We start from the raw sequence: 18,769 nt of genomic DNA on the forward strand, positions 1-18,769 counted from the left end.
AGGCGCGGGGGAGGGGGACTTCCCTCGGTGCGTCTGCGCCCTTGCCGAAAATTCGTTACCGTCCGACCCTCTGTCCACGCGATCCCGGTCTGATCATGCACGATGGTGTGTCCTTCGGCAGCGGTTACCAGTGTGCTGGTTGAACGTAAACGCCGATGGGTCCGCCTCCCGCGGGGAGCCGGGCCCCATCGGCGCAGGGGCAGGCGGGATCGAGCGGGTCCGCCGCGGTCTCACCGACCGCACATCCTGACCCGGCCGCTGGGTGCGTCGATCGGCGACTACCTTTCCCAGCCGACCGCCGACGGCGGGCTCGGCCTGGGCACGGTGATCACCAGTGTGCTGTTCCGGTCGGCCTGGTCGAGGCGGGCCGGCAGCCCCAGGTTGGCGATCACGCGCCCCAGCAGGGGCGGATCCGCGAGTACGTCGCAGATCTCCGCCAGCCCCTGGGACTCGGCCGACGCCGGTTTTGCCACCCTCGGCGCCACCGAAAGCCCTACCTCACCGTTCCTGCACAGCCCCACGCCGCCTGGTGCTGCGAGGGAGACCTCGCGTGGCCGAGCGGCACAGGTGGTGGTCCATGGTCACATCAGCTGGGCAAGACCGCGGTTGAGCTCGACGACGTTGATGCTTTCCTGACCCAGGAATCCCAGGACCCGGCGCTGGACGTGGTCGGCGACCAGCTTCTTGACCTTGGCGGGGGAGAGGTGGCGGGCCTTCGCCACGCGGTGGACCTGTTGGTATGCGTACGCGGGGGAGACCGCGGGGTCGAGTCCTGAGCCACTGGCGGTCACGGCGTCCATGGGGACGGAGGAAGGCGAGACACCGTCGAAAGCGGCCACGGCGGCGCGGCGTCCGCGGACCGTCGAGATCAGATCGGGGTTGTTGGGGCCGAGGTTGGAAGCACCGGAGGCCAGCGGGTCGTACCCACCCGCGGACGGGCGGGGCTGGAACCACTTGGGGTCGGGACGCAGTTCCTCCTTCGGGTCTCCGGGGTTCTTCTTCGGGAGCGCGAAGTTCTGGCCGATCAGGCTGGAGGCCACCGGCTTGCCGTTCTTTGTCAGCAGGGAGCCGTTGGCCTGGTGGGGGAATGCGACCTGGGCGATACCGGTGACGAGCAGTGGATAGGCGATTCCCGTGAGCACGGTGAACACCAGCAGCATCCGCAGCGCCGCCAGATGCTGCCGGAAGAGGGGAGGGAGGTGGTGGGTGCGCATGGTGGGGTCGCCTTCCTCAGCGCAGGCCGGGGATGAACTGGATGACGAGGTCGAGCAGCTTGATGCCGACGAACGGCAGGACCAGACCGCCGAGTCCGTACATCCAGATGTTCCGGCTCAGCAGCTTCGCGGCGGAGGACGGCCGGTAGCGCACTCCACGCAGCGCAAGCGGGATCAGCGCGACGATGATCAGCGCGTTGAAGACGATCGCGGAGGAGATCGCCGAGGTCGGGCTGTGCAGCCGCATGACGTTGAGCTTGTCCAGGCCCGGATAGACGCCGGCGAACATCGCGGGGATGATCGCGAAGTACTTGGCGACGTCGTTGGCGATGGAGAAGGTGGTCAACGCGCCCCGGGTGATGAGCAGTTGCTTGCCGATCTCGACGATCTCGATGAGCTTGGTGGGGTTGGAGTCCAGGTCCACCATGTTCCCGGCCTCCTTGGCGGCGGAGGTGCCGGTATTCATGGCCACGCCGACGTCCGCCTGGGCGAGGGCGGGGGCGTCATTCGTACCGTCGCCGGTCATCGCGACCAGTTTGCCGCCCCCCTGTTCGTGTCGGATGAGGGCCATCTTGTCCTCGGGGGTGGCCTCGGCGAGGAAGTCGTCCACCCCGGCCTCCTGCGCGATGGCCCGCGCGGTCAGCGGATTGTCGCCGGTGATCATCACGGTGCGGATGCCCATCCGCCGTAGCTCGTCGAAGCGCTCGCGCATGCCTTCCTTGACGACGTCCTTGAGGCGGATGACGCCCAGGACGCGGGCGGCCGGCTGGGCGTCCGGACGCCTGATCACCTCGCCGACGACCAGCGGTGTGCCGCCACTTGCCGAGATGCCGTCGACGAGGTAGCCGACATCGGCGGTGGGGTGCCCGCCGTTGTCACGCACCCAGCTCATCACCGCCGTCGCCGCTCCTTTGCGCAGCGACCGGGTTTCCCCTGAGCCACCGGTGTCGGAGAGGTCCACCCCGCTCATCCGGCTCTGAGCGGTGAACGGCACGAACTCCGCCTGGGCCAGCTCTCCTTCACTCCGGCCGCGCAGTGCGTACTGCTGCTTGGCGAGGACGACGATCGAGCGGCCCTCCGGTGTCTCGTCCGCGATCGACGACAGCTGGGCGGCGTCCGCGAGTTCCTCGGTGGTCACCTTTTCCACCGACAGGAATTCGGCGGCCTGGCGATTGCCGAGGGTGATGGTGCCCGTCTTGTCGAGCAGCAGGGTGTTGACGTCGCCCGCGGCCTCGACCGCGCGCCCGGACATGGCCAGGACGTTGCGCTGGACGAGGCGGTCCATACCGGCGATGCCGATCGCCGAGAGCAGCGCACCGATGGTGGTCGGGATCAGGGCCACGACCAGCGCCACCAGGACGACGAGGGACTGCTCGGCCCCCGCGAAGAGGGCGAAGGGCTGAAGCGTCGTCACCGCGATCAGGAAGACAATGGTCAGCGACGCCAGCAGGATGTTGAGCGCGATCTCGTTCGGTGTCTTCTGCCGGGCCGCGCCTTCGACCAGCGCGATCATCCGGTCGATGAAGGTCTCACCCGGCTTCGAGGTGATCCGCACGACGATCCGGTCCGACAGCACCTTCGTGCCGCCGGTCACCGCCGACCGGTCGCCGCCCGACTCTCGGATCACCGGCGCCGACTCACCCGTGATCGCCGATTCATCGACGCTCGCGACGCCCTCGACCACATCGCCGTCACCGGGAATGATCTGCCCGGCCTCGACGATCACATGGTCGCTCAACCTAAGGTCGGCGCCGGGCACTTCCTCCTCGGTGAAGTCGGCCGTTCCTGGCTGCCATCCGACCAGCCGTCGGGCCATGGTGATGGTCTTGGTCCGCCGCAGGGTCTCCGCCTGCGCCTTGCCGCGGCCCTCGGCCACCGCCTCGGCGAGGTTGGCGAAGACCGACGTCAGCCAGAGCCAGGCCGTGATGACCCAGGCGAAGACACTGGGCGTCCTGATCGCGGACAGTGTGGTCAGGACCGCCCCGACCTCCACGACGAACATGACGGGGTTGCGATACATCGTGCGTGGGTCCAGCTTGCGCAAGGCATCGGGAAACGACCTCAGCAGCTGTGTGGGGTCGAGCAGCCCGCCCGAGACCCGGTGCCGCTGAAGGCCGGCGGACGGCCCGGTCGGCGGGGCGGGGGCGGGAACGCCGGTCGTGGACATCAACGCAGACCCTCCAGACCTTCGGCCATGGGGCCCAGCGCGAGTGCGGGGAAGTACGTCAGGCCGACGACGATGAGGACCACGCCCGTCAACAGCCCGACGAACTGCGGCCGATGGGTGGGCAGGGTGCCGGCGGTGACCGGGACGGGCTGCTGCTGGGCGAGCGATCCGGCGAGCGCCAGCACGAACACCATCGGCAGAAAGCGGCCGACAAGCATGGCCAGGCCGAGCGCGGTGTTGTACCAAACGGTGTTCGCGCTCAGTCCAGCGAATGCCGATCCGTTGTTGTTCGCAGCGGAGGCGAAGGCGTACAGCACCTCGGAGAAGCCGTGCGGACCGGAGTTGAGCATGGCCGCCCGCTCGCCCGGGAAGGCCATTGCCAGTCCCGCGCCGGTCAGCACCACCGCGGGCGTGGTCAGGATGTACAGCGACGCGAACTTCATCTCCCGGCCGCGCAGCTTCTTGCCCAGGTACTCGGGTGTACGGCCGACCATCAGACCGGCGACGAACACCGCGACGATCGCCAGGATGAGGATCCCGTACAGCCCGGAGCCGGTACCGCCGGGCGCGATCTCCCCGAGCATCATGTTGAAGATCGTCATTCCGCCGCCGCCGGGCGTGTACGAGTCATGGAAGGAATTGACGGCCCCGCATGACGTCAGGGTGGTGGACACCGCGAACAGCGCCGACGCCCAGATCCCGAACCGGGCCTCCTTGCCCTCCATCATCCCGCCAGCCGCGTGACCGGCCGTGCTGCTGACGCTGTGCAGCTCGTTGACGGTCACGATCGCGACCGAGGCGGCCCAGATCAGCGCCATCACGGCGACGATCGCATAGCCCTGGCGATGGTCCCCGACCATCCTGCCGAAGGTACGCGGCAGTGCGAACGAGATCACCAGGAGGAGATAGATCTCGATCAGGTTGGTGAAGGCGTTGGGATTCTCGAAGGGGTGAGCGGAATTCGCGTTGTAGAAACCGCCACCATTCGTGCCGAGCTCCTTGATTGCTTCCTGGGAGGCGACCGGTCCGCCGGTGATGGTCTGGTGGCCGCCCGCAATCGTGACGATGTCGTTGACGCCGTGGAAGTTCTGGACGGCGCCGGCGGCCACCAGAACGGTCGCGAACACGAGGGAGACCGGCAAAAGCAACCGCACCACGATCCGGGTCAGGTCGACCCAGAAATTCCCGACCTGGTCGGTTTTCTTGCGGGTGAATCCCCGGATCAGCGCGGCAACGACGGCGATGCCCATCGCGGCGGAGACGAAGTTCTGCACCGCGAGACCGGCCATCTGGACCAGGTGCCCCATCGTCGACTCGCCCGAATACGACTGCCAATTGGTATTGGTGACGAAGGAGGCGGCCGTATTGAACGCCAGATCCGGGGCCACCGCCTTCATCCCGAGGGACAGCAGCAGATGGTTCTGCAGGCGCAGGAACGCGTACAGGAACAGCACCGAGACAAGGGAGAAGGCCAGCACGCTGCGGAGGTAGACGGACCACTTCTGGTCCGCGTCGCCGTGCACCCCACCCGTCCGGTAGATCAGGCGCTCGGCCCGCCAGTGGCGGGCGGTGGTCAGGATGTGCGCCATGTAGTCGCCCAGCGGGCGGAAGGACAAGGCCAGTGCAACCACGAGGGCGAGAACCTGGAGCCAGCCCGCGAGCGTGTCGTTCATCCGGATCCCTCCCTAGAACTTCTCTGGGAAGACCAGGCAGAGGATCAGGTAGATCACGAGGCTCACCGCCACGATCAGGCCGACGAGGTTTTCCCCGGTCACAGGCGTCCGACTCCTCTGGCGACCAGGCCGATGAGGACGAATACGAGGACCGTGAGGCAGATGTATGCAAGGTCCGGCATGTGCGAGACACCCCGCAGGTCTATCGGGGACGGGACCGCTGGGTACCGCCCGTTGGACGGGTGTGGCAGGTGCCGATCCGATATCGCCCGTCGGCGGACGCCGACTCCATTGGGCGCGTTGAGGGCCGCCTATGAGCAGCCGCGCCAGCACGTTTCTGACGCTACCTCAGGCCGCTTCTGGGGGTGCTCTGACGCTCTGCGGCCTATCGGGTGATGGCGGAGGATCCGGGCCGGGGGACATTGGGGGCATTGAGGAGCGACGCGTGCGGGAATGGACTGTCGGCGAGGCCGCCGGCGGTCCAGGGCTTCGGCGTAGCCGGATGGTGTCCGGTTCATGACGGTCTGTCGGGTGGGAAGCCCTGGGAGTAAGACAGCGTCGGTGTGTGGTCTCAGCCCGGATCCCGAACTGGAGAAGAGGCGCCACCCGTCATGAACGGGGACGTGCATCTGCTGGATCCGCTGGCCCCGACTTCACGTCGTGATCGAAGGCGTCCGGTACGAGGTCGAACCGGCCGTAGCCGACAGTCCGATCCGCGCGCTGTACCGCGCCTGGTGCGCTGGCCGTGGGTGCCGAGTGCATGTACCCCTTCCGGCGCGTCACGGTGCAGAACCGTGCTGCAGGACGTGCGGGGTTCGCCGGCTGTGTGAAATGTCTCTCTCCCGCCGTCGTGGCGCTGGTCCCCTGGGGAGGTTGACCATGTAGTGATGACCTCCTCGCCCCGCCCGCCGCCCGTCGGTGGCCGACCGGATCCGTTGGACGGGACTACCGCGCTCGGTGGAGAGTCCGCTCCCGCCCGCGGGTACCTGCTGGACAACGCGCGCGCCGAGGCGGGCGAGCGATTCGTTTGGCTGGCCGAGCTGTTCGACGGTGTGACGCGCGGGCACTTCGATCGACTGGGGGTCGGGGCCGGCTCGCGCTGCTGGGAAGTGGGGGCCGGTGGCCCCAGTATCCCGGAGGCACTCGCGGCGGCCGTCGGTCCGACCGGGCACGTGCTGGTCACGGACATCGACCCGTCGTGGCTGAAGACAGGCGACGGGTACGAGGTGCGCCGGCACGACGTCGCCGCTGATCCGCCCCCGGAGCCAGGGACGTTCGCTCTGGTGCACGCCCGGCTCGTGCTGGTCCATGTACCCGACCGGGCTCGGGCGTTGGCCACGATGGCGGCAGCGCTACGGCCCGGCGGCTGGCTGCTGGTCGAGGACGCCGATACCGCTCTGCAGCCACTGGCATGCCTGGACGACAGCGGCCCTGCGCAGCGGCGGGCCAACCGGCTGCGCGACGCGGTCCGGGAGCTGCTGACGCGCCGCGGCGCGGACCTGCGCTACGGCCGGACACTGCCGCGGGCATTGCGTGAGGCCGGCTTGGTAGATGTCGCCGCGGAGGGCTCTTTCCCATTCGGCGGGCCGGCCTGCGACCGGCTGGAGGCGGCGACCATCCGGCACGTGCGCGGCGAACTGCTCGCGGCCGGCCTGACCGACGACGCCGAGATCGACGCGCACCTGGCCGCCATCCACGCCGGCGAACTCGACCTGACACTCGCGCCGCTGATCTCGGCCTGGGGACGCCGTCCAGCCGAGCCCCCGCCCGCACTCGGTGAGATGCCGATCCAGGCGTCGTCCGACCTGCCCACAGCGCTGTTCGTCGAGGGAGGCCAGGCAGCTCGCGCAGGTGCGCGCCGCGCGTCACCGAAGCTGGGGCCGACCCGCGATCCCGTCAACTGGAAGTCGCCGACGAACTCGACCAGGCCGAGCGCGGCGCCAAGTCCGACGGCCGTACCGACGCGCAGTTCGGAAACATCCAGCAGGGCCTGGCCAACAGCATCGGGACCGCCAACAAGGACGAGGAGTTTTCCGGGAAGTGGCGCGCGGACATGCGCAGGCTCGTGACGGAGCCGGTCACCGACGACTCGGGCGATTCCTACAACACCCTTGGCTACCAGGCATTGACCGGCCTGCTCGAACACGGCGATGCCGAGGACTATCCGGCACACATGACGACGGGCCTGACCGATGACATCATCGAGGCCGAGAAGAAGCACCCGGATATCTGGGACGAAGCGCAGACCATCAGCTACGGCGCCGCCGATGCGAAGCCGCAGGAGTGCCGGGATCCCGTCGACGACATGCTCGGCATCATGAGCAAGGACCCCGGTACCTCGACCCGCTATCTCGATCCGGCGCACGGCGGCGAGCAGAGGACAAACGGGACTGGCCCGACGTCCACGTCACCGAGCAGTCCCAGGGCGCTGCACAAGGCACCACCCTGGACGAATACGACGAGGACCCCACCAACTCCTGAGGTTGAACTCGTGGAGTCGTAGGTGCTGACGGCTTGTCGTCCGTGCGGTACCACCAGGGGAGGCCGTATCCACAGGGAGGCGGGCTTACCGCCGAACGGCGGCAGTTCCGTGAGGAGTTGCGGCTTCAGGCGGCCGAGCGGTTCGCCCGGGGTGAGTACCAGCAACTCGGCGGCCCGATCGTGCTCGTCTGGGACAACCTCAACGTCCACAAGGCCGCCGCGCTGCGGGAGTTCGCAGCCTCGCGCGACTGGCCGACCATCTGCTGCCTGCCGCCTTACGGCCCGACCTCAACCCCGTCGAGGGTATCTGGTCCCGGCTGCGGCGGGGCCGGCTCTCCAACGTCGCTTTCAGCACGCCAGAACACCTCATCCAGCGCATCCGACGCGGCCTGCGCCACATCCCGTACCGCGGCGACCTCATAGACGGCTGCCTCGCCGAAGCGGACCTGATCATCAGCACATGACCACCACGAGAACACGTTCAACCTCGTAGGACCAACGATGGGGATGGGGCGACACACCTGGCCATCACGTACAAATAGGCACCGACCGCACAATATGGTGCACTATTGGATATTTGATGTCTCTGTAGGAGGAGAAGCGTCATGGCGGGCAAGCCCAGCATTGTCTTCGCCCACGGACTCTGGGCGGATGGGTCGTGCTTCAACAAGCTCATCCCCACGCTCCAGGCTGAAGGGCACGAGGTTTTCGCCTCACAGCACGGCCTCGACTCGCTCGAAAGCGACGTCGCGTGCGTCAACTTCACGCTCAACCACGTCCCCGGCCCGATCGTGCTGGTCGGTCACTCCTACGGCGGGACCCTGATCACCAAAGCGGGCACCCACGACCGCGTCGGCGCTCTGGTGTACATCGCCGCGCTCGCCCCGGACGAGGACGAGACGTCGCAGCAACAGCAGGACAAATTCCCCCGCACGCCCATCTTCGAGCACGTCGACGTTGCTGACGGCCGCGTGTGGCTCAAGCCCTCAGGCGTCCCGCACTTCTGCGGCGACCTGCCGGAAGCGGAGCAGAAGCTCGTCCTGGCGACGGGCGCTGTGCCAGTGGCGGACCTGTTCAACCAGCAGGTTCCCGGCACGGCCTGGCGGACGAAGCCAAGCTGGTACATCGTCGCCAACAACGACCGCACCGTGCACCCCGACCTGGAGCGGTCCGCCGCCGAGCGCATGGGCGCCAAAATCCGTCCCGTGGACAGCAGCCACGTTCCCATGCTCTCGCATCCCGACTTCGTCCTCGATGTGATCCGTGAGGCCGCGAAGTCCCTCGGCGCCTAGGCCAAGCCGACAACGACCGGCCGCAGCACAACACGCAAGGAGGCGGCCCCGGACCGACCGGGCCGCCTCCTTGCAACGACATCACGCTTTCAAGCTCAGTCACGGACCGGCCTCGGCAACGCCCTTCCTCGTGGACAAGCATGAGGCGCCGGTGTTCAGGCTGGCCGCCTACTACGGTCCCTTCGTCCGGGACGGGCACGCGGAGGTCTCCGTCCGCGGTGAGCATTCACCACGCCGTCGGGCGGTTCCCAGGGCCTGTCTCGGCGACGTGGCGTGAGGCACGCCCTTGGGGAAGCGACAGCAGGACGGAGCTCAGCGGCGCTTCGGTTGTGGCTGGGCTCCCTGCGCCACGGAGAACCTGGGACAGCAGGGGAACAGCACGGAGGGGCTTGTGCAGCTCGGGTTGACGGTCCTTACCAACGCCGGACGGTTCCGGATCACCACGCTGGATGTGCCGATCTCGATGAGGGAGTCGAGGCCGAAACCTGCCAGCGCCACCGACCAGGCCAGCTGCCGTCAGTCCCGGTTCGCGAGCGCTCAGCAGCCGAGTCCGCGTACCTGCCCTGTGCCTCGTACCTGCCCTGTGCCTCGTACCTGCTCTGTGCCTCATGCGCGACGTAGTGCGATGGGAACTCAGTCCTGCGGCAGGAGTCGTGAGGCGAGTGCCGCTCCGAGGGTGGCGGCGGTAGCGGAGCCGGCGACGACCGTCCAGGCGAACGGGCCGAGTGGGGTGCAGCCGAAGAACTGGCTGACCAGCGGGGTCTCGACGAGGGCCAGGAGCGCGACGGCGGAGACGGTGCTGGTGCCGAGGACGAGGGGGCTGTGCCAGCGGGTGAGGAGCGTCTGGCCGAGTTGGGCGCCGACGAGTGCGGCCAGGCCCATGGTGGAGGCGCGGCGGTTGCCGCCGGGGACGAGGCGGGTGAGGCGGCCGATCTGCCAGGCGGTCAGTGCGGCGAGGGCGGTGGCACCGCCGCGTACGGCCAGTGCGCGGGCCATGTCCGTGCCGACGAAGCCGCGTGCCGGGCCGGCGCTGAGCGGGCGGACGTCCTGCGGGTCGCCGCCGCGTCTGGCGGGGGTGAGGGCCACGGCCAGCGAGGGAAGCATGTCGGTCAGCATGTTCACCACCAGCAGTTGACGGGTGCTCAGCGGTGTCCGGCCGCTGAGGGCGGTGCCCAGTACGGTGAAGGCGACTTCGCCCGCGTTGCCGCCGACAAGAATGGCGACGGCGTCCCGCACGCTCTCCCACAGGGCCCGGCCCTCGCGCAGCGCGTCCAGGATGAGCCCGGTGTCCGGAGCGGTGAGGACCAGATCGGCGGCGGTCCGGGCGGATCCGGAGCCGCGTCCGGCGACCGCGATGCCGACGTCGGCGCGGCGGATCGCGGCGGCGTCGTTCGCACCGTCCCCGGCCATCGCGACGACGCGGCCGGCCTTGCGCAGGTCCTTGATGATCCGCACCTTCTGTGCGGGTGATACCCGGGCGAAGACGGCGGCTTCGCTGACCGCGGCGATGCGATCAGGGGCGGGCAGCGCGTCGAGTTCGGCGCCGGTGAGTACGCGCTGGGCGTGGGGGATGCCGAGCTCGGTGGCAACGGCGGTGGCGGTGTCCGGGTGATCGCCGGTGATCATGACGACTCGGACCCCGGCCTCTCCGAGTTGACGCACGGTGTCGTCCGCGGCCTTCCGAGGGGTGTCGGCGATGCCGACGAAGCCGAGCAGGATCAGGTCGTCCACGTGCTCGGCGAGCCGGCCCCGCACCAAGTCGGCGTCGGGGGTTGTCCGTTCGGCTACGGCCAGCACCCGCAGGCCCTGGGCCGCCAGCCGACCCACGGTGTGCTGCGCGGCCGAGCGCCGGGAGTCGGTGAATGGCTGCGTCTTCCGGTCGTCGTGACCGGGTCCCAGTACGCGCGTGCAGCGGGCGAGTACGACCTCGGGGGCGCCCTTGACTGCGAGCACCGCCGTATCACCGTCCCGTCCGAGCGAAGCGGCGTATCCGCGGCCGGTTTCGAACGGCAGCTCTTCGACGAGCGTCCAGGTGGTGTCCTCGGCTGTGTCGTGGGCGGCCGCCACGACAGCCCGGTCGGTGGCGTGGGACAGCGGCAGGGCACTGTGTTCCGTCGGCGGGCAGGCTCGGGCCGCGGTGCGCAACACGCGTTCGCTCACTTGGCTGCCGGGCGTCACCGGTCCGGAGGGCCCGGCCAGCCGGGTGACCCGGAGCCGGCCCTCGGTGAGCGTGCCGGTCTTGTCGAAGCACAGGGTGTCCACCCGGCCGAGGGCCTCCAGCGCCCGGGTGGACCGCACCAGCACGCCGATACGGGACAGCCGGCGGGCGGCGGCCAGCTGCGAGACGGTGGCGACCAGCGGCAGCCCCTCGGGCACGGCGGCCACCGCCACCGCCACTCCGGACTCCAGCGCCCGGCGCAGCGACAGCCCGCGCAGCAGGCCCAGGCCGGTGACGACGGCGCCGCCGATGCCGGTGGCGGGCAGGGCGATCCGGGTGAGTTCGGCGAGCCGGGCCTGCATGCCCAAGGACGCGTCAATGCGCCCGGCAACGGTGGCGGCCCGCCCGGCCTCGGTGGCCGCGCCGGTGGCCACGACGATGGCGATGCCGCTGCCGGCCAGCACGGTGGTGCCCTCGTAGACCATGCAGGAGCGGTCGGCCGGCTCGGCGCCCGGCACCGGTTCGGCGGTCTTCTCCACCGGCACCGGCTCGCCGGTCAGAGCCGCCTCGTCGACTTCCAAGGCGTCGGTGAGCAGCAGCCTGGCGTCGGCCGGGACGACGTCGTTGGCGCGCACCGCGATCAGGTCGCCGGTCCGCAGCGACTCACAGGGGATGCGTTCGCTGGGCGCGTGCTGGAGATCTGCGAGCGGTTCCGCTCCGGGCCGCCGCTCGTCCGGGCGCAGCCGCCTTGCCGTCACCTGTTGACCGAACATCAGCTCCCCGAGGGCCCGCTCGGCCCGCAGGCGCTGAGCTCCGCTGATCACGGCATTGCCGGCCATCACACCGACGACCAGCAGCGCATCGATGCCGGATCCGACGATGGCCGATGCCGCGGCGCCGAGGGCGAGTACGGGAGTCAGCGGGTCATCGAGCTCGTGCTGCACGGCGGCGGCCAACCGCACCGCACCACGGACGGGAATGATCACGGCGCGGTCGAGCACCGCATTGGCCCGGCCCTGCTCCACGATCCGGTGTACGCGCTCGCGCAGGGCCGTCGACGTCCCCCTGACGTCGGGCGCCGCAACCGTGCAGCTGTGGTGCAACCGGCGGTGGACCTCCTGCGCGCTGAGGGCATGCCAGGCGTCACGGACCACGGGCGGCGGCAGCGGCCGGTGGTCCAGCCGACGGGCGGTGAGCGCATTGGCCAGCATCGCGGTCAGGCAGGCGGTGTGTGCCGGTGGGAGGCTACGCCAGGAGGGAACCGCCGGCACCGGCACCCGGCTGTGGCGGCGTCTTCGGCTGGCTACGAGCAGCGCGCCGAGTGCCGAGCCGCTGAGCGAGAGCCGGGCGGCCCGCCCGGAGGCGCGGTGCGCGGCGGGTACGGCTCCGAGCAGCCGCCACACCTCGGCAAGGCCCGGCCCGCACACCAGATCGGCGCACCAGTCGGTCGCCCCCGGGTGGCGCAGTACGTTCACGCCGACGTCGGCGGCGTCCAGAGCCCGCTGCCGGTCGTGTGCGATCACCAGCACGCCGTGGCCGTCGCGTTGCAGGGTCTGGACCTGCTCGGCGAGCTGGTCGGCCTCGGGCGCGGACTCATCACCCCAGGCCAGCAGCTCGGCCACGCTGGCGTGCTGGGTGAGAACCACCGTATCCGCGGCCTCGTGTGCCGCCGAGAGCACCGCTTCCGCCAGCGGGTCGAGCGAGGTGCCCACCCGGACCCTGCCGCCGCACCGGCCCTCGCGGTCCACCAAATCCAGCGTCACTCCGGCCGGATCATCCGGCCCGCTGCCCAACGGCACGTCCGGCGGCCGCACCAGCCGCCAGTCGCCGCCACCAGCCTCGGACACGCCGCCCTGCTCCGGCCAGGGGCCGTCGCCGCGAAGGCCGGCCTCGCCACAGTCGCCCAACAGGCCGCTCGCGAGCCGCCACACCCTCGCGTCGTCAAAAGCATCGCTGGTCGAGACGGCGGACAGCAGCCGCAGCTCCCCGTTGCACAGCACGGAGGAGTCGATGACCACCGCGTCGATACGGTCCAGACGTCGCAACGCGACCGGATCGAGCACCACCACACCGCGCCGGGCGAGGTCATGGCCGAGCACCGTGGCGAACGCCTCACGCCCCAACCGGGCCGCTTTCGGGACGGTAGCCAAAATCGCGTCCCCGGCCGCGCCGGGGTCACCCGTGCTGAGCAGGACCGCGGCGCCGCCCAGCAACTGCCCGAGCGCGGTACGGTCGGCGGCCTTCTCCACCGGCCCCGGCGGAAGCGGACAGGGCCGCCCGGCACGCCCCGTACACTCCTGCGGCTGCACCCCACCCTCCGGCACCACCAACTCCCGCTCACGCACATTCCAGGCCCGCCGACGCGCCAGAATCTCGTAGAGCTGGCAGCCCCGGTACACCGCGTCCACCGCAAGCGGCGTCGCGCCGGAGGCCGTCCCGTGCACGGCCGCGTTCACGACCGCGAGCAGCACGTCCGTACGTGTACGCCCGATCCGACGTTCCAACTGCCGCCGGGCCTGCGGCAGCGCATCCGCCAGGGCCACTACGGCACGCACCGGGCTGGGAACGACCGGCAGCGCGGTCACCCGGCAGAGCAGTGCCGCGCCCACCCCCAGGCAGTCCGCGGCAAGTGCCACCGCCGCGGCCGAGGCGGCCAGATCGTCGTCCGGGTGCCGCCCCTCCGCAGCCTCGACGGCGCGGCGCGCATCGTGCGCCGCCTCCACCGACTCAATGGTCTCCACCAGACACTCAAGGCCGACCGAGCCCTCGGCGTACGCGATGAGCACGTGCCCGGTGACCGCGTTCACCTCCGCCCACCGAACGCCCTCGATCCGGTGCAAGGCCCCGGTGAGCGCCCGGACATAGTGGTGGTGCCGCTCGCCCTTTCCGGACAGACCGTGCGCCTGGATATGCGCACGACCGGCGCGGGCCCACACCCGCCGCGGCCGCTCGCCGTGCGCCAGATCCCGCAACGCTCCCACGGCACGGCCCGCCCCCTCCAGCCCGCCCTCGGCCACACCCCGCACCATGGACCAGCCCGTACGTCCGAGAGAGGACAAGGGCGGCGGCACACCGGGCAGACGAACCAGCCCGGGAACCGCAGTCAGCAACGGCAGCGCAGAGGCCGCCACACCGGCGCTCGAAGAGACGATCCCGGCAGCCTGCTCACCCGCCCGGACCGCAACCCGCGCCGAGGCGGCAGCGCCGGACACCGCACCCTCTAAGGCCAGTAAAGACGCCAAGCGGGCTGCCGCGGCCGGAAGCCTCAGCACCGTGCCCGATGCGCCCGCAGCCGGAACCTTCACGCCACCTCAGCCCTCTCTCACCGCTGCAGTGCACCGCAGCCCCGACGGGCACACGGCGCACCGCCTTGACACGGTTGGTACCGCGGCGAACCTCTTGCCATGGCCGCCGAACGGGTCGGAAGACGGCAGGCACGACGGATCACGGGACGCGTCACTCACGTGGTGACGGATGTATCGCCCGGCATCGCCGATGGCGCCCCGCTGGGCATGCCGTCCTTTATGCCGAGCCGTCCTCGGTGGGGTCACCGCCCCGCACGACATACGGACATACGGGACATAGCCGTGGTAAGCAGAGGGCAGGAGGTGGCCGCATGTCCAAGCATCCGCTTCGTGACCGCATCGCAGTGGCGGCCGCTCTGGTCGGACCACTGCTGGTGGTGCTGGTGCTGGTGCTGGTGCCGTTCCGCGACAGCCTGTCGAACACGAACACGAACACGAACATGGCGCTGATCCTCGTTGCGGTCATCGTCGCGGTTGCCGTCATCGGCAACCGCCTCGCCGGTGCCCTGACGGCGCTGTCCGTCGCCGCTTGGTTCGACTTCTTCCTCACTCGGCCCTATCAGAGCTTCGGCATCGGCCAGGCTGAAGATGTCGAGACCGCGATCCTGCTGGTCGTGGTGGGCTTGGTGGTCTCGCAGCCGGCTGCGCGGGCCCGGCGCCTTCAGGTGGTCGCTGTCACCGACGCCGAGTACTTGGCCCGTATCCACGACACCGCCCGGCCGGCCCAGTCCACGACGTCCGCCGACGCGGTCGTAAACCACGTCACCCCCGGCCCAAGTGCCCACCCCACCCTGCAAGCCCGTCTCATCGCCGTGACCCTCGCCGACCAGGCCGGCGCTGCCCTCGACACAGCGGAGCCAGGCACGCCTCAAGAGTGACGCCTTGCGCGATACGCCGGGCATTCAGACCGCGCTGAGGAGGATCGCTGTGACGAATCGCCGGTACATGACCGCTTCGGATGACGGGTCGGATGACGGGTCGGCATCGGGACCGCCGGCATCGGGACCGCCGGCATCTCGTGGTCCGAGCGCGCACGACACGCTGCGCCTTGCGCTGGTGATCGGCGCTCTCGGCGTCGTGTTCGGCGACATCGGGACCAGCCCGATCTACACCCTCCAGACCGTGTTCAACCCGAGCGACCCGCACCCCATCCCGGTCAGCACGGACAACGTGTACGGCGTGGTGTCGCTGGTGTTCTGGTCGGTGGTGATCATCGTCATGGTCACCTACGTCCTGCTGGCGATGCGCGCCGACAATGACGGCGAGGGCGGCATCATGGCGCTGATCACCCTGCTGCGGAGGTGGAGCGGACAGCAGGGCCGGCGGGCCGCCGTCGTGCTGGCGGCTCTGGGGATCTTCGGCGCTTCGCTGTTCTTCGGGGACAGCATGATCACACCCGCGATCTCCGTGCTGTCCGCGGTCGAGGGGCTCAAAGTCGTCGAGTCATCGCTCGATTCCGCGATCGTGCCGATCACCGCGGTGATCATCGTGGCGCTGTTCGTGGTCCAGCGCAGGGGGACCGCAGCGGTGGGCCGGGTGTTCGGGCCGGTGATGATCGCCTGGTTCCTGGCCATCGGCGCGTGCGGCCTGGTCGGCATCGCCGACCACCCACAGATCCTCAGGGCGCTGTCGCCGACCTACGCACTGGGCTTCCTGTTCGGCCATTTCGGCACCGCCTTCTTCGCCTTGGCCGCCGTCGTGCTCGCGGTCACCGGCGCCGAGGCGCTCTACGCCGACATGGGGCACTTCGGCCGTCGGCCGATCACCCGCGCCTGGCTGATCCTCGTCTTCCCCGCCTGCATGCTCAGCTACCTCGGCCAGGGAGCGCTGGTCCTCGCCGATCCGGCCAACGTCAGGAGCCCGTTCTTCCTGCTCGTGCCCGGATGGGGACGGCTGCCGATGGTCCTGCTGGCCACGGCCGCGACCGTGATCGCCTCCCAGGCGGTGATCACCGGTGCGTACTCGGTCGCCTCCCAGGCGGCCCAGCTCGGCTACCTGCCCAGGCTGCGGATCGCGCACACCTCCGAATCCTCCATGGGTCAGGTCTACGTCCCCTGGATCAACTGGCTGCTGATGGTCTCGGTCCTCACCCTGGTCTTCGCCTTCCGCAGCTCCACGGCGCTGGCCTTCGCATTCGGCATGGCGGTGACCGGGACCATCACCATCACCACCCTGCTGTTCTTCTACGTCGCCCGCGCGAAGTGGGGTCGACCGGTGTGGCTGCTCAGCATCGGCGCGGCGGTACTGCTGTCCGTGGACCTGCTGTTCGTGGCGGCCAACATGACCAAGCTCGTCCACGGCGCGTGGCTGCCGCTGCTGATCGGCCTCATCTCGTTCACCGTCATGACCACCTGGCAACATGGCCGTGAGATCGTCACCAAGGAGCGCGCCGAACACGAAGGCTCACTGCGCGAGTTCATCGAAGAACTGCACGATGGCAAGGCATCGACGCTCCGCGTCCCCGGCACGGCCGTCTTCCTCAACCGCGGCAAGCAGACCGCGCCACTGGCCATGCGGGCCAACGTCGAGCACAACCACGTGCGACACGAGCAGGTCGTGATCCTTTCACTCACGACCGAGCCCGTGCCCCGGGTTCCGGACGACCAGCGGAGCGTCGTCGACGATCTCGGCCACGCCGACGACGGGATCATCCACGTCACCGCCCGGTTCGGCTACATGGAGACGCCGGACGTGCCCGGCACACTGGCGATGCTCGACCCGGCCACGACCGAGGGGCGGTTGCAGCTCGACCGAGCGTCCTACTTCCTGTCGAAGATCGAGCTTCGGCGCGGGAAAGCGCCGACCATGGCGCCCTGGCGCAAGCGGCTGTTCATCGCCACGTCCTACATCACCGCCGACGCCGCCGAATACTTCGGTCTGCCCCGCGAGCGGACGGTCATCATGGGCTCGCACATTGAGGTGTGAGCGCCTGACCGGTTCATCCACTGCGTAGGGATGTACGTACCGGTCATCGTTGAACGGCTTGAACCAGCTCGCCAGTCCCATAGGCGCGATGCCGAGGTAGTCGCCCACCGGACTCTCGTCGATGCCGTCCGTCGAGCCGTCGTACAGCCACTCATGGTCCATGTCCTCGTAGACCATCTCGGCATAGCACTCCAGAGCCGACGAGACCCCGGCATCGAGGAGACCGAACGTCTCAAGAGTCACGTCGGCCCGGTCAAGAAGCCCACTGAGAACATCGGACTCACTCATCTAGCCCGACCGTGTGACCTGCCCTGTCGAAATACGGCTGCGTGGCGTGCCGGTTCCTCCCGCCCGAGGCGCAGGGTGCTTTCGTCTGGAGGCCTGGTATGCGACGGCTCCGGTGTCTGTCCTGGCGAGCGGCCGGCTCCAGGCCTTCCTCATGCACGCCGCTCGTTTTCGGCTGACGTGCCGTCCGAAACGCCGAAGGAGAGATCGTGGTGGCAGCAGAAGTCGAGAACCGCGGCACCACGTCCGCGCAGCTTCTCAGGGGCCAGAAGGCGCTGGTGACCGGCGCCAACTCGGGCATCGGCCTGGCGACCGCCGTTGCCCTGGGCCGGGCCGGAGCGGACGTCGTGGTGAACTACGTCGTCGGTGCGCACGAGGCAGAGAATGTCGTGAAGGAGATCGAGGGCTTCGGGGTCCGCGCCTACGCCCATGAGGCCGACGTGTCCGACGAGGACCAGGTGACCGCCATGGTCGCGCGGATGGTCGAGGAGTTCGGCACCATCGACATCATGGTGGCCAACGCGGGCCTCCAGCGGGACGCTGCCGTGACGGAGATGACGCTCGCCCAGTGGCAGAAGGTCATCGACGTCAACCTGACCGGCCAGTTCCTGTGTGCGCGGGAGGCCGCCAAGGAGTTCATCCGGCGCGGCGTGGTGGAGGAGGTCTCCCGCTCGGCGGGAAAGATCATCTGTATGAGCTCGGTCCACCAGGTCATCCCGTGGTCGGGCCACGTGAACTACGCGTCCTCCAAGGGCGGCGTGGGCATGCTGATGACGACCCTGGCCCAGGAGCTGGCTCCCCAGCGGATCAGGGTCAACGCGGTCGCACCCGGCGCCATCCGCACGCCGATCAACCGCGACGCCTGGTCCACCCCCGAGGCCGAGGCCGAACTGCTGCGCCTGATCCCGTACCGCCGCGTGGGTGACCCGGACGACATCGCCAACGCCGTCGTCGCCCTGGCCTCCGACCTGCTCGACTACGTCGTCGGCAGCACGCTCTTCGTCGACGGCGGAATGACGCTCTTCCCCGGTTTCGCCACCGGAGGCTGATCCTCGATGCAGGATCACATCGCGCCCCGCTGTGTGGTGATCCTGGGCGGGGGGTTCGCCGGGCTGTTCGCTGCCCGCGCCCTGCGGCGGGCACCGGTCGCGACGACCCGGTGCGAGGCACGCACCGTGCTGTGAACGGCGGGTGTCGAGGCGCCGCCGATCGCCGCGGCCCTGGCCCGGGCAACCGGCAACGACGGCCCCGGCCGGCCCTCTACGGGCG

At 69.5% G+C, this 18,769-nt stretch carries 11 protein-coding genes and 3 pseudogenes; 9 read left to right on the forward strand and 5 right to left on the reverse strand.

Translation table 11 applies throughout. The features are described from left to right. Window positions 1–240: 240 nt before the first annotated feature. Window positions 241–345, forward strand: a pseudogene (locus tag AC5677_RS38070) (hypothetical protein); the annotation flags it as partial. A gap of 236 nt (window positions 346–581) precedes the next feature. Here the strand turns inward: AC5677_RS38070 and kdpC are convergent. From kdpC to AC5677_RS38090, 4 genes are read right to left on the reverse strand one after another with little or no spacing between them, the layout of a single operon-like run. Continuing rightward, a complete protein-coding gene (kdpC, locus tag AC5677_RS38075; RefSeq protein WP_497192443.1) occupies window positions 582–1,214 on the reverse strand; it encodes a potassium-transporting ATPase subunit KdpC in 633 nt (210 codons plus the stop codon). Window positions 1,215–1,230: 16 nt separating this feature from the next. Then, window positions 1,231–3,381, reverse strand: coding sequence for a potassium-transporting ATPase subunit KdpB (gene kdpB / locus AC5677_RS38080; protein ID WP_497192444.1), 2,151 nt, complete (start codon window positions 3,379–3,381; stop codon window positions 1,231–1,233). Further along, window positions 3,381–5,054 carry a potassium-transporting ATPase subunit KdpA gene (gene kdpA, locus AC5677_RS38085; protein WP_497192445.1) on the reverse strand — a complete coding sequence of 558 codons (1,674 nt, stop codon included), beginning with the start codon at window positions 5,052–5,054 and terminating at the stop codon, window positions 3,381–3,383. Before kdpA ends, kdpB begins: the two co-directional genes overlap by 1 nt. Before the next feature lie 12 nt (window positions 5,055–5,066). Continuing rightward, window positions 5,067–5,156, reverse strand: coding sequence for a potassium-transporting ATPase subunit F (locus tag AC5677_RS38090; protein ID WP_497192446.1), 90 nt, complete (start codon window positions 5,154–5,156; stop codon window positions 5,067–5,069). Between the two features lie 833 nt (window positions 5,157–5,989). Here AC5677_RS38090 and AC5677_RS38095 point away from each other — a divergent pair. The 4 genes and pseudogenes from AC5677_RS38095 to AC5677_RS38110 form a co-directional block, all read left to right on the forward strand. Then, window positions 5,990–6,808, forward strand: a pseudogene (locus AC5677_RS38095) (methyltransferase domain-containing protein); the annotation flags it as partial. 311 nt (window positions 6,809–7,119) lie between these two features. Further along, a complete protein-coding gene (locus tag AC5677_RS38100; protein WP_497192447.1) occupies window positions 7,120–7,557 on the forward strand; it encodes a hypothetical protein in 438 nt (145 codons plus the stop codon). Window positions 7,558–7,691: 134 nt separating this feature from the next. Next, window positions 7,692–7,999, forward strand: a pseudogene (locus AC5677_RS38105) (transposase); the annotation flags it as partial. 141 nt (window positions 8,000–8,140) lie between these two features. Continuing rightward, on the forward strand, window positions 8,141–8,827 hold the full coding sequence (locus AC5677_RS38110; protein ID WP_497192448.1) for an alpha/beta hydrolase: 687 nt from the start codon (window positions 8,141–8,143) through the stop codon (window positions 8,825–8,827). A 633-nt stretch (window positions 8,828–9,460) separates the two neighbouring features. On the opposite strand, the gene AC5677_RS38115 is transcribed toward AC5677_RS38110, so the two are convergent. Beyond that, on the reverse strand, window positions 9,461–14,014 hold the full coding sequence (locus tag AC5677_RS38115; RefSeq protein WP_497192449.1) for an HAD-IC family P-type ATPase: 4,554 nt from the start codon (window positions 14,012–14,014) through the stop codon (window positions 9,461–9,463). Window positions 14,015–14,601: 587 nt separating this feature from the next. Between AC5677_RS38115 and AC5677_RS38120 the strand changes: the two genes are divergently transcribed. The 4 genes from AC5677_RS38120 to AC5677_RS38135 all read left to right on the forward strand — a co-directional run bounded on the left by AC5677_RS38120 (window position 14,602) and on the right by AC5677_RS38135 (window position 18,684). Beyond that, window positions 14,602–15,168, forward strand: a complete 567-nt coding sequence (locus AC5677_RS38120) for a DUF4118 domain-containing protein (RefSeq protein WP_497192450.1) — start codon at window positions 14,602–14,604, stop codon at window positions 15,166–15,168. A 178-nt stretch (window positions 15,169–15,346) separates the two neighbouring features. Further along, window positions 15,347–17,215 (forward strand): potassium transporter Kup, encoded by a 1,869-nt coding sequence (locus AC5677_RS38125; RefSeq protein ID WP_497192451.1) that lies wholly within the window; start codon window positions 15,347–15,349, stop codon window positions 17,213–17,215. A gap of 497 nt (window positions 17,216–17,712) precedes the next feature. Next, on the forward strand, window positions 17,713–18,549 hold the full coding sequence (locus tag AC5677_RS38130) for an SDR family oxidoreductase (protein ID WP_497196909.1): 837 nt from the start codon (window positions 17,713–17,715) through the stop codon (window positions 18,547–18,549). 6 nt (window positions 18,550–18,555) lie between these two features. Further along, a complete protein-coding gene (locus AC5677_RS38135) occupies window positions 18,556–18,684 on the forward strand; it encodes a hypothetical protein (RefSeq protein ID WP_497192452.1) in 129 nt (42 codons plus the stop codon). Window positions 18,685–18,769: the final 85 nt, after the last annotated feature.

It is taken from the genome of Streptomyces sp. JLSY215 (genome assembly GCF_059682825.1).

Excerpts from the sequence above, each read along its gene's own strand:
- kdpC (WP_497192443.1), bottom strand. The coding sequence starts at position 1,214 with ATGCGCACCCACCACCTCCCTCCCCTCTTCCGGCAGCATCTGGCGGCG.
- kdpB (WP_497192444.1), bottom strand. The coding sequence starts at position 3,381 with ATGTCCACGACCGGCGTTCCCGCCCCCGCCCCGCCGACCGGGCCGTCC.
- kdpA (WP_497192445.1), bottom strand. The coding sequence starts at position 5,054 with ATGAACGACACGCTCGCGGGCTGGCTCCAGGTTCTCGCCCTCGTGGTT.
- AC5677_RS38110 (WP_497192448.1), top strand. The coding sequence starts at position 8,141 with ATGGCGGGCAAGCCCAGCATTGTCTTCGCCCACGGACTCTGGGCGGAT.
- AC5677_RS38115 (WP_497192449.1), bottom strand. The coding sequence starts at position 14,014 with ATGGTGCGGGGTGTGGCCGAGGGCGGGCTGGAGGGGGCGGGCCGTGCC.
- AC5677_RS38120 (WP_497192450.1), top strand. The coding sequence starts at position 14,602 with ATGTCCAAGCATCCGCTTCGTGACCGCATCGCAGTGGCGGCCGCTCTG.
- AC5677_RS38135 (WP_497192452.1), top strand. The coding sequence starts at position 18,556 with ATGCAGGATCACATCGCGCCCCGCTGTGTGGTGATCCTGGGCGGGGGG.